General features: G+C 39.5%; 11 protein-coding genes and 2 pseudogenes. 10 read left to right on the forward strand and 3 right to left on the reverse strand.

Going from position 1 to position 17,434, the window contains the following annotated elements:
- The 8 genes from BM294_RS13820 to BM294_RS13855 all read left to right on the forward strand — a co-directional run bounded on the left by BM294_RS13820 (position 1) and on the right by BM294_RS13855 (position 11,456).
- A complete protein-coding gene (locus BM294_RS13820) occupies positions 1-687 on the forward strand; it encodes a DUF4956 domain-containing protein (protein ID WP_091209458.1) in 687 nt (228 codons plus the stop codon).
- A gap of 14 nt (positions 688-701) precedes the next feature.
- Positions 702-2,360 (forward strand): CotH kinase family protein, encoded by a 1,659-nt coding sequence (locus BM294_RS13825; protein ID WP_175494701.1) that lies wholly within the window; start codon positions 702-704, stop codon positions 2,358-2,360.
- 2 nt (positions 2,361-2,362) lie between these two features.
- Positions 2,363-3,796, forward strand: coding sequence for an MBOAT family O-acyltransferase (locus BM294_RS13830; RefSeq protein ID WP_091209462.1), 1,434 nt, complete (start codon positions 2,363-2,365; stop codon positions 3,794-3,796).
- 18 nt (positions 3,797-3,814) lie between these two features.
- A complete protein-coding gene (locus BM294_RS13835; protein WP_091209464.1) occupies positions 3,815-5,044 on the forward strand; it encodes an alginate O-acetyltransferase AlgX-related protein in 1,230 nt (409 codons plus the stop codon).
- An 83-nt stretch (positions 5,045-5,127) separates the two neighbouring features.
- A complete protein-coding gene (locus BM294_RS13840; RefSeq protein ID WP_091209466.1) occupies positions 5,128-7,437 on the forward strand; it encodes a glycosyltransferase in 2,310 nt (769 codons plus the stop codon).
- A gap of 43 nt (positions 7,438-7,480) precedes the next feature.
- Positions 7,481-8,587: a glycoside hydrolase family 5 protein gene (locus BM294_RS13845; RefSeq protein ID WP_091209468.1), complete on the forward strand. Its 1,107-nt coding sequence runs from the start codon at positions 7,481-7,483 to the stop codon at positions 8,585-8,587.
- Positions 8,584-10,326 (forward strand): ABC transporter substrate-binding protein, encoded by a 1,743-nt coding sequence (locus tag BM294_RS13850; protein ID WP_091209470.1) that lies wholly within the window; start codon positions 8,584-8,586, stop codon positions 10,324-10,326. The genes BM294_RS13845 and BM294_RS13850 overlap by 4 nt, the downstream gene beginning before the upstream one ends.
- A gap of 83 nt (positions 10,327-10,409) precedes the next feature.
- Positions 10,410-11,456: a FecCD family ABC transporter permease gene (locus BM294_RS13855; RefSeq protein ID WP_091209472.1), complete on the forward strand. Its 1,047-nt coding sequence runs from the start codon at positions 10,410-10,412 to the stop codon at positions 11,454-11,456.
- Between the two features lie 95 nt (positions 11,457-11,551).
- Here BM294_RS13855 and BM294_RS13860 read toward each other — a convergent pair whose 3' ends face one another.
- The 3 genes and pseudogenes from BM294_RS13860 to BM294_RS13870 form a co-directional block, all read right to left on the reverse strand.
- Complete coding sequence (locus BM294_RS13860) at positions 11,552-12,265, reverse strand: hypothetical protein (RefSeq protein WP_091209474.1); 714 nt, start codon at positions 12,263-12,265, stop codon at positions 11,552-11,554.
- An 837-nt stretch (positions 12,266-13,102) separates the two neighbouring features.
- Positions 13,103-14,320, reverse strand: a pseudogene (locus tag BM294_RS13865) (sirohydrochlorin cobaltochelatase); the annotation flags it as partial.
- A 129-nt stretch (positions 14,321-14,449) separates the two neighbouring features.
- A complete protein-coding gene (locus BM294_RS13870) occupies positions 14,450-15,241 on the reverse strand; it encodes an ABC transporter ATP-binding protein (protein ID WP_091209477.1) in 792 nt (263 codons plus the stop codon).
- A 230-nt stretch (positions 15,242-15,471) separates the two neighbouring features.
- Between BM294_RS13870 and citF the strand changes: the two genes are divergently transcribed.
- On the forward strand, positions 15,472-17,046 hold the full coding sequence (gene citF, locus BM294_RS13875; protein WP_091209479.1) for a citrate lyase subunit alpha: 1,575 nt from the start codon (positions 15,472-15,474) through the stop codon (positions 17,044-17,046).
- Between the two features lie 154 nt (positions 17,047-17,200).
- Positions 17,201-17,434, forward strand: a pseudogene (locus BM294_RS13880) (transposase); the annotation flags it as partial.

Raw genomic sequence — 17,434 nt, forward strand, 5'->3', positions numbered from 1 at the left:
ATGAAGGAGTATTTATATAATGGACTTGTAGAGACCACCGGATCACTTACTATAAACGAAGTTATCCTGAATTTTGTGGCTGCCGGTATTCTAAGTGTGCTTATCTATATTTCCTACAGAATCTCACACTCAGGGGCAGTTTACAGCAGAAAGTTTAATGTATCTCTTGTGATGCTTACTTTTGTGACAACTCTTGTCATGAATGTTATAGGAAATAATATAGCACTTTCTCTTGGTATGGTCGGCGCACTTTCGATCGTAAGATTCAGAACAGCCATAAAGGATCCCAGAGATACGGCATATATATTCTGGTGCATAGCAGTAGGCATCACCTGCGGTGTATCGGATTATCTGATTGCCGGAATTGGTACATTTATAATATTCATTTTCCTCGTTATCTTTGGAGTGGTACGTGATAATGACAGAATAATGATAGTGATGAAAACCGATGTGGAAAAGATTGAAGAGATCGACAGGGCAATAGTCGGTTTCTTTAACGGTAAAGCCATAATGCGTGTTCAGAATGCCAATAAGGAAAAAGGACAGGCTGAACTTATATATGAAATCTCAGAGAATTATCTGAAGAAAAGAGAAAAAACAGAAGGGTCATTTGTTCCTAAATTTTCGGAGAAAGAAGGAGTCAGAAACATAAGTCTTGTAAGACAGGATGAGGAGATCAATCAGTAGCCGGAGGTATGATCTTGAAAGATAAGATATTAAGATATGAAAAAATATATCTTATAAGTATTTTTGCCGGTATATTGCTGTTTTTAGGATTGTTTTGTGTTATGAGAGGAAGATTAAGATTCTCTCAGCATCCCATGGGAACCTATAGTACACTTCAGCCGTGTGATATCACAGAGGATCCTCTCGAGTATATCGGGGAGGATTTTACTGTGATGGATGGATTTCATACCAATCTGCCTATAGTAATTCTGTCACTTGACACGGACCTTCCTGACTATAAAACATTTAAAGATTCTTCAGAGGTAGTATTCGAAGGAGTAGACCCATATACTACCGGACATATAAGCATTATAGATACGGGACTTGGAGACAATACCCTGGCTGATCCTGTTATTTATGACAGTATGATAAAGATAAAGATAAGAGGACATTCTTCATACAACTACGATAAGAAGCAGTACAAGATAAAAGCTTATCATGAGAATGGAAACGAAAATCAGACAGGTATTCTTGGTATGGGAGAAGGATCGGAATGGATCATTAACGGTAGTCTTGCGGATAAAAGCATGATGAGAAACTATCTCGCCTATAGAATAGCATCAGAGATTGACGGTAATAATATGGCTCCGGATTCAAGATATTGTGAAGTACTCATTCGAAAAGATGATAATCTTAAATATCAGGGAGTATTTCTCATTATGGAAAGTGTTAGCAGGGGGAAAGACAGGGTAAAAATCGATAAATATAATCCGAAGAAAAAGTATTCAAGTTATATAGTACGACGTGACAGAAAAACAAACTTTGATATCATGCTGGATACTTACGGAAGGCAAACAGGTATTGTCTTCACAGATGACATTGAAGATACAGTAAAAGAAAATGATAACTGGATAGGCTTAAAGTATCCGGGTAAAACGAATATTACAGATGAAACCATTGAATATATAACAAAGGATTTTTCAAAAACCGAGAAAGTTTTATATTCTAAAAATATCAATCTGTTCAGAACTTACGAAAAATATATTAATGTTGAATCTTTTGTTGATTATTTTTTGATCAATGAATTCTTTGGCAATTATGATGCGGGTGAGCATTCAACCTATATGCATAAGAATTCAGGTGATGTGTTATATATGGGACCGGTATGGGACTTTGATCAGGCTATGAATAATTATCTGGTTGAAGAATTGAAGGCAGAAGATCTTGCATTTGAGATGCAGCCGTTTTTTAAGGAACTATGTAATGATAAGAAGTTTGTTAGAAAACTTCAGAAGAGGTATGCAGAACTCAGGAAAAGATATCTGTCAGAAGATTATGTCTTTAATCTGATAGAAGAAACAGAAAATTATCTGAAGTGTGCTCAGGTTCGTGAATGGTACAGATGGGCAGCAGATTATCTTGATGATACAGGACTGAATCCTCACAACTACAACCTGAATGATATAGTTGTAGCCGGCGTAACACTTTCAAGATTTACCGATGAGTATTCGGATGAAATATATGTAATAAAGAAATATATACATGAGCATGGAAATATGATTCAGAGAGATCTGACCGGTATCCTTAACGGTGCAAAGTGGGATACGACTATAGGTGGTATCAGGGAGCTTATTTTTATAGCAATGATTACACTTGTACTTTTGCCATCCTATATCATCCAGAGAAAGGGTTAGGTATGCTGTTTTCAAGTATTCCGTTTATACTGTATTTTTTTCCGACAGTTCTTGTTGGTTACTATTTATTGTTCTTTTCCAGACTTCTGCAGAATGTGTGGCTGTTGTTCGCAAGTCTTCTTTTTTATGCATGGGGAGAGCCGGTATACGTTCTTCTTATGATTTCATCCATAATGGTAAACAGTATCGTGGCCATTGTCATAGGTGGAATGAAAAAAGGACAGGTGAGAAAGGCAGTATTCATCTTATCTGTGGTATTCAACATAGGAATGTTATTTGTTTTTAAGTACCTTGGTTTTGTATTGTCTTTTTTTGGAGAATGGGGTAATGCTCTGTATTCGAAGTTGAATATATCGCTTCCCATAGGCATCTCATTTTTTACGTTTCAGGCATTATCATATGTTGTAGATGTATACAGGGGAGAGGTTAGGCCGGAGAATCCATTTTATGTAGGACTTTATATTTCATTTTTTCCTCAGCTTATAGCAGGACCTATAGTTCAATACAACTATATAGCTGAACAGCTGAGGAACAGAAAAAGCAGTATAGATAAATTTTCATTGGGAATGTGCAGATTTGCAGCAGGATTTGGAAAAAAGATACTTTTGGCCAATACATTTGCTTCTCTGGCAGACCATGTGTTTTCCTGGTCACAGATAGGCAGCGATAAACTGGCGGTTCCGGCTACTCTGGCATGGTTTGGAAGTATAGCATATTCACTACAGATATACTTTGATTTTTCTGCTTATTCGGATATGGCTATCGGACTTGCTTTATGTTTCGGTTTCAAACTTAAAGAAAATTTCAATTATCCATATATTGCCACTTCTGTCACTGATTTTTGGAAAAGGTGGCATATATCGCTGACAGACTGGTTCAGAGACTATGTATATATTCCTCTTGGCGGAAACAGGAATGCCAATAAGGATCTGGTTGTCAGGAATCTCCTTGTAGTCTGGACACTTACGGGAATATGGCATGGTGCAAACTGGACATTTATTTTTTGGGGATTGTTCTATTTTATATTACAGTTGATTGAGAGGTTTTCTGACTTCGAAAAAAACTGCCACAATACTTTGATCAGGAGGACATATACACTTATTACAGTTAATTTCCTTTGGGTTTTATTCAGATCGGAAGATATTTATCAGGCAGGTCGGTTCTACTTGAATATGTTTGGAGTTAACAACAATGGTTTTCTAAGTGATACCGCCTTTATGCTTTTGAAAGAGAATATTTTTTTTATTCTGGCCGGGATATTGTTGTCGACACCGGTTGTGCCAATGTTTAACAAATGGATATATGAACATCAAAAGAGCAAAGTATCATATGTTTTTTCGTTTATATATCCCGTTACCATGATATGTATGATCATTTGTTGCATAAGTTATCTTATCATTGGAAGCTATAATCCGTTTATCTATTTTAATTTTTAGAGATTTGGAGGGGCTGAAGTGAATTATTTTTTCAGAAAAAGAGCATTTGCATTAATATTCACTCTGCTTATTATGATCTTCAGCGGGTATAACTTATATATAAATGGCGAAAATGTTTTTTCTGTTGTGAAAAACCAATATGAAAATCAGTCTGTCAGTACATCTGAAATAGAAGACAGTATGCTTGAAAACATTATTTACAAGAGAGGACTGGTTGAAGTATACGGTCTTACCCAAAAGATGTTATTAAAGAATGAATACAATGATTTTGATTATATTAAAGATGAAAAAGGATTTTTGAATTATGCCAGATTTTATTCAGAAGATACAAAAGATATATTTGATTATGCACTCAGAGTAAAGAGACTTCAGGATTATGTTTCTGAATATGGTACCAGGGTACTTTTTGTCATAACCCCATCAAAGTATATTAGAGGAACATCCAGATTTGAAATAGGAATGCCGATTAGCGATCCTGATCATGAAATAAATGAACTAATGGTTTATCTGAATCGTCTTGGAGTGAAAACTCTTAATATGGGAGAATACTTTCCGCTTGAAGACTTAAGTTATGAAGAGACATTTTTTAAAACAGATCATCATTGGACTGTGCCTGCGGCATTCAGGGCAACAGGAATTCTTGTAGAAGAGATAAAGAAAAAGTTTGGCGATGATCTTGATCCGACGGGATATTATACATCTACGGATGCGTATAGAGAAGAAACCTATTATGGTCATATGTTCGGAGCGCTTGGAAGAGATACGGGAATCATATATGCAGGACTTGATGATTTCACTGCGCTGTATCCAAAGTATGCCGGGAATTACATAAGAGAGTATACATATGGCAGTGGTAATATCTTTAGGAAAGAGGGATCTTTTGAGGAAACTTTTCTGGATAAATCTGTATTGGCAGATGATATAGATCTATATGAAGAATCTCAATATTCATTATATATCAATCAGGTTAGAGAAATTGAGAATATAGAGAATTTAGATAATGTTGACGGGAAAAATATTTTTATGATCAGAGATTCCTACTTCGGACCTGTCATTACATTTATGGCTCCTATGTGTAAAAGAATAGATGCAGTTTATGCCCTTATGCATGACAATGATCCCAACCTGTCAGTGTCAGATTATCTTAAGGATAGATATGACGAGGGGTATAGATATGATTACGTGATAATAGAAATATATCCATACAACATCGAAGATAATGCATTCAGGTACTTTAGAGTCGACTAGGGAAACATTGCCAAAATACAGCATTATCAGATGGGGATAATAAAAATGAACAGGTTTTTGAAGTGTTCATTTGGGAGACTGATATGTGGAAGGATAAGGTGCTTTTTTATCTGAATACTTTTTTTTCCATCGTATATATAATATGGCGAATATTTTTCACCATACCCTTTGGCTGCGGAATTATAGCAGTTTTATCCGGAATTTTTCTCCTTGTGGTTGAAGGACTTGGTATGGTGGAAGCTTTTATTCATTTCATGAACATGAGGTCTGCAAATCAGTATAGGCTCCCTGTGGTTCCGGAAGACAGATTTCCTCATGTAGATGTATTTATTGCAACCTATAGTGAGGAACCTGAGCTGCTTTATAAGACGATCAACGGATGTAAAAGGATGGAATATCCTGATAAAAGCAAGGTTCATATATATCTTTGCGATGATAACAGAAGACCGGCAATGGAGGAACTTGCAAGGAAAACAGGGATTAATTATCTGAAAAGACCTGATAACAGAGGAGCGAAGGCAGGAAATCTGAATAATGCTCTGAAACATTCTTCATCTCCGTATGTAGTGACGTTCGACGCAGACATGATACCACAAAGAAGATTTCTGATGTGTATCATGCCGTATTTTGTTGATGCAGAGATATGGAACGAAAAACGCAAGGATTCTGAGAAAATAAAGATGGGATTTGTACAATCACCTCAGAACTTCTATAATCCGGATTTGTTTCAGTTCAATCTTTTTTCGGAAGGCCGCATACCAAACGAACAGGACTACTTCTATAAGGATATACAGGTTGCAAGAACCAGAACCAACAGTGTTATATACGGTGGCTCCAATACAGTCATCTCAAGAGAAGCACTGGAAAAAGTAGGCGGCTTTTTTACTGATGCCATAACCGAAGATTTTGCCACGGGTATCCTCATACAGAAAGCAGGTTATGTGACATTGGGAATCTCAGATCCTTTGGCATCGGGGATGTCACCAACTGATCTTCCTAATCTTATACAGCAGAGAATCCGATGGGGAAGAGGTGTTATCTCCACAGGAAGAAAGATGCATCTGTATACTTCAAAAGATCTGTCTTTCGGACAAAAACTCAATTATTGGGCATCGGTATATTACTGGTATGCACCTGTAAAGAGACTGATTTATATCATGTCTCCGCTTATGTATGCTACATTTGGATTTACTATTTTCAAGTGTACATTACCTCAGGTACTTGCCTTTTGGCTGCCTATGTACGTAACTACGAGTCTGTCTCTCAGTAAACTGTCTGGAAATATCAGATCCACAAAGTGGACAGGTATTTATGAAACAATAATGTTTCCATTCATGATTTTGCCGATAATGCTTGAGACCTTTGGAATATCATTGAAGAAATTTAAGGTGACCAGGAAGGTGACAATCAGTGGTAAACAGCATTATGGATTGTATATGGTGCCGTTTATTATGCTCATATTTCTATCGCTTATTGGTGTGGTCAGATGTATTATGGTGATATTTGATGGCGGTAATATGGGACCGATAGTGGTTTTGTTCTGGATGATAATGAACATGTACTATATGATCATGGCGATAATGTTCATTGACGGAAGGGCAGCGTACAGGAAATCGGAACGAGTTCCACTTACTGTTCCTTGTACTTTTGTTATAGACGGTATGGAGAGAGAAGGGACAACGGTTGATGTTTCTGAAGAAGGCCTGGCTGCAAGATTTATAAGACCTTACTATCTTGAAGCGGGAAGGGAGATACCGGTACGTCTGAAATGGGAAATATATTCTGTTGATCTGATAGCAAAGCTTGTTTATGTAAAACAGCAGGGAGATACATGGATGTATTCCATGTCTATAACTGATTACAGGGATAGTTACGATGACTGGCTATGTATCATACATGACAGAATACCGCCGTTACCATCTACAATAAAAAAAGACAGCGGAAGTTTTGAAGATCTTAAACTAAATACAACAAAGAGACTTGCTACTCCGTTTTTTCAGAAAAGACTTTATCCAAGGATACTTTTGGATGAAGAAGCCAATGTGGTAGACGGTGAAATAGATAAAGTTCATGTGAAAGATTTCAATTATCTTTACTTCAACATATCAATTATAGAAGGACCAAAGAATCTTAAGATTGCTCTTTTGGATGATATTGTTTTTGATACGACATTTGAACATCAGATTCATGGAGCCGGTAGTTTGTACAGAGTAAATAATCTGGAAGAAATCATTCATGATGAAACTAAGTATTATGAACTTAGAGAGTATCTTGTTAAAACTAATATTAAAGCTCAAAAAGATGTGTCTCTGATTGCTCTTAATCATGAGAGGGAGCAGAGAGAGGCGCAGAAGGCTGAAAGAGTAGTATTTGACGAAACAAAACTTGTATGAGGTTGTATGAATTTGATGAAGTTCTCAAACGACAGGAGGATATATGAATAAGCGTTCGGCATCTTTGCTTATAGTTATTTTGTTCATTGTTGTACTGTCAGTGGGATATCTGATATTTGGCGGGAAGATAAAGAGAATATATGAGATGGAGCAGAATATGAAGTTTGTAAAATCTTTGGGAGCCGGAATAAATATCGGCAACGATTTGGATGTTTACAATATTCGTGGATATATAGAAAATCCATCCATCTATGATTATGAGACCGCATGGGGGAATCCTCCTGCCGAAAGAAATACATTTGCAGCAGTTAAAAGTTCAGGGTTTAACACAGTACGCTTGCCTGTTACCTGGAGTGAACATTTGGACAGCGACGGAAATATAGATGATGAATGGATGAAAAGAGTAAAAGAAGTTGTAGACACGGCTCTTTCCGAGAATCTTTTTGTTATTATAGATACACATCATGAAGCTTTCATTATTCCGACTTATGAGAAAGAAGCTGAGACAACAGAAAAGCTCGTGAAAATATGGAAACAGATTGCAGAGAATTTCAATGACTATGATGAGAGACTTATGTTTGAGGGAATGAATGAACCGAGACTCATCGGAAGCGACGAAGAGTGGACAGATGGCACGAAGGAATTGAGAACAGTTGTTAACCGTTTGAATTCTGCTTTTATAAAAACGGTAAGAGAGACAGGTGGGAATAATAAAAAACGGGTTTTGTTTATCTGCGCCTATGGGTCAAATTACAGAACTCATGCTCTTCAGGAACTTGAGATACCGGATGATACACATATAGCTGTTTCTGTACATGCATATCTTCCATATAAGTTTATCGATGCTTCACAAGGAAAGAACAAGTGGAAAGAGGATCAGGAGTCCTATACATCAAAGATTCTGGAATTGAAAGATACTATACAAAGATGCTTTCTCAGTAATAGAATTCCGGTTGTTATAACCGAGTTTGGATGTGAGGAAAAAGAGTCGGAAGAAGAAAGAATTAAATGGGCTGATTATTATCTCAGGCAGTTTTCGGAGATAGAAGTCCCGTGTATATGGTGGGATAACGGTGATGAATATGGAGTGTTTGACAGAAAGACCGGTGAGATAACACATGAGGAACTGGTTAACAGGTTGGTGAGATGATAAAAATTTTATTCAAGGCTTTGGGTTTATCCTTAATCTGTATGTTGCTTTTGACGTCCTGTGATGATGGAACCCCCGTAAGTGAAAACATCAGTGTCAGTGAAATAAATGCCGGTGTGACAGGATGGGATGTTTCAGATGATACATTAATTAAAGACGGAGATTATAAACCTGCTGCATTTACATGGTCAGGCGGATCCGGGAAGATAAACATAAGTTGTGACAATGTTTATATATCCGGTGGAGACGCCATTGCAACTCTTACATTTTCAAGCCCGAAGTATGAATATGTAAGGATCGGAGATGATAAGATTTACGGAGAACATACAGACAACAGTTCGATATTTCAGGTACCGGTTGACCTTGATAAGGAGATGGAACTTATCGGATGCACCACTGCCATGTCGACACCACATGAGATAAGTTATTCCGTATTTATTTCCGTTAAAGACGGTGAAACGGGTACAGGAATGACTGACGATGGCAGCAAGATAGACGCTAATGACAGTAGCACCGGGAATGATGCTAAAGATACTTCGGATCATTCGGCTACAGATGGAACGAATACGTTAAAAAAAACAGGTGATTCAGCCAAAAACATAACTGATGATTCATCAGAACTGAGAGGTCGAATAAAGGATGCATTAGCCCAAAATGAGGTGAATCTGTCAGCAGAGCCGCCGGTGATCGAAGGACTTCGATACAGTTATTCCATGGAACTTCGATATGCAAGGTGTTTTGCGGTTCACTATTATGATGGCGGTTATAAAGTGGTTTCTGTTATTGATGGGAATAATTATCTGATCGTTCCCGAAGGAAAATCTGTACCAGAGGGATGGACTGATGATGAAAATATTTCCGGCAGACAGACTGTCATAAGGCAGCCTTTATGTAATATTTATCTTGCAGCCACAAGTGCCATGTCACTTTTTGATGTTTTAGGTGATATCAGTAAAGTCAGATACACAGGTACGGATAAGTCAGGATGGTATATAGATGCACCGGTAAATGCGCTTTCCTCCGGAGAGATGACATTTGCAGGAAAGTACAGTGCTCCGGATTATGAGATGCTTATAGCGGGAGGATGCGATCTTGCAATTGAATCCACTATGATACTTCATTCACCGGAGGTCCGGGAACAATTGGAAACTCTTGGAGTTCCGGTGCTTACAGACTGGTCCAGCTACGAAACAAGTGCACCGGGACGAACCGAATGGGTAAAGCTGTATGGTGCGCTTATGGATAAGGACTCCGAGGCGGCAGATTTCTTTGAAAAAGAGATTACATTATCCGGTGGTGAACAGGGATTTCCCAAGACGGACAAAACCGTTGCTTTCTTCTACATCAATTCCGGAGGGCTTGCGGTTATCAGAGATTCCGAAGATTACATTTCAAAGCTTATCCGTATGGGGGGAGCAGACAACATTTTTGATTCTTCAAATACATCACTTACAGGCGGTGTTTCTTCGGATATATCCATGGAGGAGTTCTATGCGGCAGCTCACGATGCGGACTACATCATCTATAACGGAAGCATCGATACGTCAGTGAATTCAATTAAGGATCTTATCAGGAAGAGTGGTCTTATATCTGAGTTCAAGGCTGTAAAGGCAGGTAATGTTTACATAGTTGATAAAACATTTTATCAGTCAACAGACAGGATTTCGGAATTTGCAAGAGATGTGCATCTGATGCTGTATGGAGAGGAAGGGATGTCGTTCCTTAGGAAGATGGATTGAATTTATTGTTGACGCACGAATGACTTACCACTAAAGTGAAGTGGTAGTTTTCGTGCGTTTTTTATTAATGGAGACAGGACTTGATGAATAAGACCGGCTTTAAAACTGAAACAGCAAATGAAAGAACAGTAAGGTTCTTTGTCGTTTATGCGTTTCTTGCAGCAGCTTTAACCATGGTTTTAGTCCTTAATATTAATACCGGTAATGTCAGTATTCCGCTGACAGAACTTCTTCAGATTCTGAGCGGCAAGGGAAAAGAAAGTACGGCATACAGCATCATATGGATGATCAGACTTCCGAGGATTCTGGAGGCTCTGATACTTGGAGGTGCATTGGCGGTTTCCGGATTTTTACTTCAGACTTTTTTCGGGAATCCCATAGCGGGACCGTTTGTTCTGGGCATTTCTTCCGGAGCCAAATTTTCCGTGGCTTTGTATATGATATTTTTTATGAGCATATCCCGGAACATAACATCCTGGTCTATGATATTTGCAGCGTTCATCGGAGCGCTCATCTCGACCGGATTTATTCTTTTGGTTTCGACCAAAGTAAAAGATGCAGCAGGGCTGCTTGTTGCCGGCATCATGATAGGCTATATCTGTTCTGCGGCTACGGATTTTCTTATGACTTTTGCGGAAGACTCGGATATAGTCAATCTTCGTGGGTGGTCATTGGGAAGCTTTTCGGGAATGTCATGGAATAATGTTTACGTTTCGGCTATAGTGGTGGGAATCGTATTCGCTGTTACACTTATGATGTCGAAACCCATCGGAGCACTTCAGCTTGGTGAAAACTATGCCAAAAGTATGGGTGTAAATGTACGAATGTTCATGGTGGTTCTGATAGTTCTGTCAAGCATTCTTTCAGCAACCGTTACAGCATTTGCCGGCCCCATTTCCTTTGTTGGAATCGCTGTTCCGTTTCTTGTGAAGCAACTTTTCAGGAGTTCAAAGCCTTTGGTCGTGATTCCGGCTTCATTTCTTATGGGAGCGGTATTCTGCATGGCATGTGATCTCATAGCCCGATGTGCATTTGCACCGATAGAACTGAATATAAGTACTGTGACGAGTATATTTGGCGCCCCGATAGTGATTTTTATGCTGATGAACAGAAAGAAAAAATCCGCGTAGAATATCAATCTGTGAACGCTTAAGTTCATGATCGATGTCCTGCGCGGATTTCGTATTATCTATGGAAACACTGATTATCAGTATTTCCATAAAGATCATTCCTTGAATCTCAGTGTAAGCTTTGCAGCATTGACTGATAAAGTATTGATAATGTTGTCAACGTCACTGATGGCTTCAGAAAGCTTTCTGCCGCTTTTAACTTCGGCAACTATGATATTGGAGAGAATATCCATCATCATATTGTTGATATCATCCGGTGTGAATGAGATCTTTCCGTCTTTATCCACCCTTGCCTTCATCTGAAAAGCCTTACCATGAGGTATCAGTCCTCCCATGGGCTGAGGACCGGGGATCCCGCCAAGTCTCTCACGAAGGGCTTCTATGATGTGTCTGCCGAGAGGAGACTGCATATCAATCTCCTCGATGCTCTTGATGTCTATGGCATCAGAAAGATCGTTCTTGATCTTCTGTGCTTTCTTATCGAGCTCTGCTTTGGAATCATTGTATGCTTTGTCAAGCTGCTTAAGATCTCTATCGAACTCGGCTATCTTATCATTAGTGCACTTTACAACGGATTCGGTAAGTTTGTCATAAGTTGAAACAAGCGAATGATCGAGAATCTGGTCCTCGATATAGGTGATGAAGGTATCCATCACCTGAAACCTCTCATCCGGTGACTTGTTGAGAAGCACCAGCAGATCCTCATCTGTTTTTCCGATATAAGCAAAGTAGATTTTCTCATCGGAATCATACATATATAAAACATAATGGTCCTCATGACCATTTATTTTTTTCTTTATAACTTCCATAATTCAGTCTCCTCAAGCTTCAACATCTGTGGAAATACTGATTATACCAATAATTTCCGAACTGTCCAAGTTCCTTCTCAAACAAGTTTGATGCCCCGTGAAAATGCTTCGCATAATGCAAAGCAAAAGATTGCTCTCAATGTTATATTCGGCATATTTTGTTAAACAGATAAATGCTACATCCAATATAAAAATATTGCAAAGAGCAGAATACCGAAGATACAGACAGCAACTGTCGGTTTAAATGAAGTTTTATTGAATATGGCATGATGAATCATCAGTATAACCAGACTGAAAATAAATGCGAGAACTATAACCAACGCATATAAAGCAATAGTAGTATTCATATTTTATCCCAATATACCGATCCGTGCTCATAATTTATCGTACGGTCATATATCATAGCATAGATTTCAGAAAAAGTTACTTGTTTATGGAAACCTTTACCTTATGGTCATACCATTTTCCCTTTGTTCCGAGGATTGCAAGATCAAACTCTGAATCAAGTGAAGAAACCGGAATGTCAAAACCGTAAACTTCCTCTGTAGCTCCGTCAGAATATTTTACGGTATCGGTTGTTGGCTGAAGGAGTTCTGCGCCATCCTTTGCGGCATCCTCTGCGGTACCCACAAAGAGGTTTACTATATTCTTTGATACCAGTGAAACATGAATATTCATCTCACCGTCTTTGACTGTGAGTACACCTTTGCCATCATTTGCTTCGTTTACATGAAACATTCCGCTATCGGTTGTAAATGCCGCGTCATAGGTGCCATCTGATAATTCAGCAGCTGTTTCAGCTTTTTTACTGGTTGCTGTTTCTCCGGAAACAGAATCTATAGCGACACCGGCATGATCTACATATACGGCCTGAACTGCTTCGATACCGCCAAGACCGGAGATCTGTGTGTCTACTTCATCAAATGCTCCTGAAGCTGCGAACTGACTCTTCCAGGAATCTTCCTCATCACCTGCCATGTCATTATTGGCGTGATCACCGGCAACTACCATAAGAGGTCTGAGGATGACCTTTCTGAAACCTTTGGATTTTACTTTTTCAATGACATTTTCACAGGAAGTATCCGCAGGCTTTCCCTCAACTGTGCCGATGAAAACATTATCATAGCCCAGTTCAGACATCTGTGCCTGCATCTGGCTGTAGGTTACACTTGCGGCATGTGATGTACCGTGACCCATGAAAACAAATGCTGTGCTGTCATCTGAGGCCAGCTTTACATCCTGATAACCGGCAGTCTTTACGGCCTCTTCGGTTATGGCTTCTGCAACAGTCTTCTTGTCTTCATTAACAGAGTCGGCTGCTTCGCCAACTTCACCAAGGAGAGGTTCTGCAATGACAACACTTGTGAACTTGTCTCTATATGACTCTACAGTGTCCGAAAGCTCGTCATATTCAGCTCCGTGCATAAGGTGAGTAGGCTGAATGACAAGATTCTTAACTCCATTCTTCACAGCTCTTTCAAGTGCCTGCTCAACATTATCTATCTTCTCATCATCGCGGGCCTGGACATGGTTTATGATAATCTGGGCTGTAAATGCACGGCGTACCGACCAGTCAGGATAAGCCTTGATGAGAGCCTTTTCGATGCCGCCGATATCAGTGGCTCTTGAGTCATTAAATGAGGTTCCGAAGCTTACTACGAGAAGTTCGTTTTCACCTATATCGTCAGCATTTAAAGGATCATCTTTTGAAGCATCTCCCGTGTCACGTCCGAAATAGTCAGGATCGGCCTCTTCACCTGAAACCAGCTCTTTTTGAGCATCTGTGAGAGAATCCCATGCATCCTTTGCTTCTTTACACCGGGCGTCTGTATCCTCAGTCCACTGCTGAACATAGATGGCATCGATCAGTTCTGCAACATGATCTGCAGCTTCCTGATCACTCTGACCATCAGAGGTCTCTGTCTGGGCCTCTGTTGAAAGTTCTTCCTGTGCTGCCTGAGAAGAAGCTTCCGGAATTGCATTACTTCCGCATGCTGCAAAAGCTATAGATGTAAGAGCGGTGGCAAAAATTAAAGCAATTTTTCTCTTTTTCATAATTTTCCTCCAATATGAATGTTCTCTGGAATATAATAATGCAGGTTAATGTTCAGAAGTTATGAATCATGGTTTATAAAAATATCTGAGATCACATAGCCTTATAATTCAGGAACAATTTTCTCAGAATTATAACATGCATCCAATGGATTGCAAAAGCATATCATAGTTCTCATCACTAATATCGTAGAGCTCCTGCAATGTGGTTCTGTCAAGTATATCTTCGGGAGTCCCGGCTTTGTAAATGTTGTCGTCTTTAACGCATACTATGGTGTCAGATATAATCCTTGCAAGCTCAAATTCATGCAGAGACATTATAATGGAAATATTTTTCTCCGAAGCAAGTACACGGAGCATTTTCAGAAGGTCAAGTTTGTACTTTATGTCAAGATAGGATGTTGGCTCGTCCAGTATGAGTATTTCGGGAGTCTGTGCTATGGCCCTCGCCAGAAGTACGCGCTGCTTTTGTCCGTCACTGAGTTCCCGATAGTACTTATCCGCAAGTTTTGAAATATTGCAAAGGTTTACGGTTTCTTCTACTATCCGGTGATCTTCATCACTCAGGATACCCATATGTCCTGTAAAAGGATACCTGCCGGATTCGACAATATCTCTTGCGGTCATAAGTTCAGGATTTATACGATCCGTTAAAAGTATGGAAATCTTTTGTGCGAGCTCCCTGTAGGAGACCCGGGCAATATCTCTGCTGTCAATGTATACAGATCCGGAGACAGGTTCCAGCTGTTTTGAGATGGTTTTCAATATAGTGGATTTGCCGGCGCCGTTAGGCCCGATAAGAGTGACTATCTCGCCGGGTGTTACATTAAACGAAATATCCGTGAGAATAGTTTTTTCGCGGTATCCCACAGACAGTTTCTCAAGGTGTACTTTGGATTCGATTGATAAAAGCTGTTCAGTCATAAGTTTACAATCCTCATTGAATACATAGATAGTATATTGTATCTCAATTCAAATGAATCATAAAGAAATTATAAATAAAGATAAGTGATGTTAAAAATCCCGTAAAAGTATATAATCGAATGATATAAAGGGCAAAAGTCACAAATCAGGCGGATACGTAATGATTTGACACTTAATACCCGCCCGAATAGGAAGAGACATTTTGTAAGAGCTTAGATGGGGGGAGAGTTATGATTAATGCTGTTTTTAGAGACATACCTGACGAGATACTTGAACGATATGGCAAAGAGCCGTTCAGAGGCTCTCACTACAGAGACAATAAACCTTATAAAAAGGCAGAAGTTTCAGCTCATGGAATTGTAGATCCAAACAGAAAAAAGCTTGTATCATCCATAAAAGAAGCACTTCAGAAATGCGGAGCCCATGATGGAATGGTGTTTTCATTTCATCATCATTTCCGGGATGGTGACTATATCGTGAATATGGTCATGCAGACAGCTTATGAGATGGGACTTAAGGACCTGACGGTATGTGCAAGTTCTTTAGGTGCTGCTCACAGCGTGGTAGCTGACATTATAGAAAAGGGCATAGTTACGGGTATCCAGACTTCCGGAATTCGTGACCGCATAGGAGAAGCAGTGTCTTATGGAAAGCTCAAGACTCCTGCTATCATACGTTCTCATGGCGGCCGTGTCAGAGCCATCGAAGAGGGAGATGTGCATATAGATATTGCATTTATCGGAGCACCAACAGCGGATGAATACGGAAATCTGAGAGCTGTAGGCGGAAAGAGCGATTGCGGTGTACTTTCTTATTCTGTTGTTGATGCGAAGTATGCGGACTACACTGTTGCAATCACAGACACACTTGTGCCGTTTCCTAACTTCCCGCCATCTGTTTCCATGACAGATGTGGATTATGTCTGTGTAGTGGATGAGATAGGAAACCCGGGAAAGATAGCAAGTAATGTTATCAGAATGACTCAGGATGTGAGAGAACTGAAGATGGCAGAGGACTGTGCGAAGGTTATGGCTGCCACACCATATTTTAAGGATGGATTCTCTTTCCAGACGGGGGGAGGCGGAGCTTCCCTGGCGGTTACAAGATTCCTTGAGCCGCTTATGTCGGAGAGAGACATTAAGATGTCCTTCGCTATCGGGGGTATCACCAAGCCCATGTGTGATCTTCTGGAAAAGGGCTATATCAGGACTATAGTTGACGCACAGTGCTTTGATAAGACGGCCATCGAGTCCATAAAGAATAATCCGAGACATTATGAGATATCAACTTCAGAATATGCCAATCCGCTCAATAAGGGAGCATTTGTCAACAAGCTTGATTTTGTGATCCTGGGAGCCCTGGAGATAGATACCGCGTTTAATGTCAATGTAACAACCGGCTCAGATGGTGTACTTCGTGGGGCACCGGGAGGACATCCTGATACAGCAGCAGGCAGCAAATGTTCCATCATAGTAGCTCCGCTTATACGAGGACGTATACCGACAGTGGTTGAAAATGTGGTTAATGTTACCACACCGGGAGAAGCTGTTGATGTACTGGTTACGGACTATGGTGTTGCTATCAATCCGAGAAGACAGGATCTTATCGAGTATCTTTCAAAATCGGGGCTTCATATAGTGAAGATACAGGAACTTCTGGAGATTGCAACAGGCATTACAGGAAAGCCCGAGCCTATTCATTTTGAGGATGAGATAGTCGGAATCATCGAGAGTCGGGATGGAACTATCATGGATGTGGTGAGACGTGTTAAACCTCAGACTGAGATACACGAAATCATAGGTTAAGGCTGGGACTGAGATATGAGAATCAGTATAAAGTAATGACATTTACATCATAGTATGAGTCGCCCGACAAATGGGGCGCTAGAACCTTAAAAACCTAATACATTACCTTTTCTAAATAGTATAATAGAGATAGGATCTGTTGGAGGTATAGTTTATGTCATTTGCAACAAATTCATCTCAGCAAATCAGCTTGTTTGATTCTACTTCTAATTTAACCCAAAGAGAAGTAAAAATGCTTGAAAAATCATGGGCTAAATTTTTTTCTGAAAATATTTTTCCAGCTATAGATGAAGAGCCTTTCCGAGTATTGTACAGTGATCAGCCTTCACGCCGTAACACTCCGATTAACGTAATTATAGGTGCTCTTATTATAAAGGAGATGTTTCAG

This window comes from Oribacterium sp. WCC10 (assembly GCF_900113415.1).
Taxonomy (GTDB): domain Bacteria; phylum Bacillota; class Clostridia; order Lachnospirales; family Lachnospiraceae; genus Oribacterium.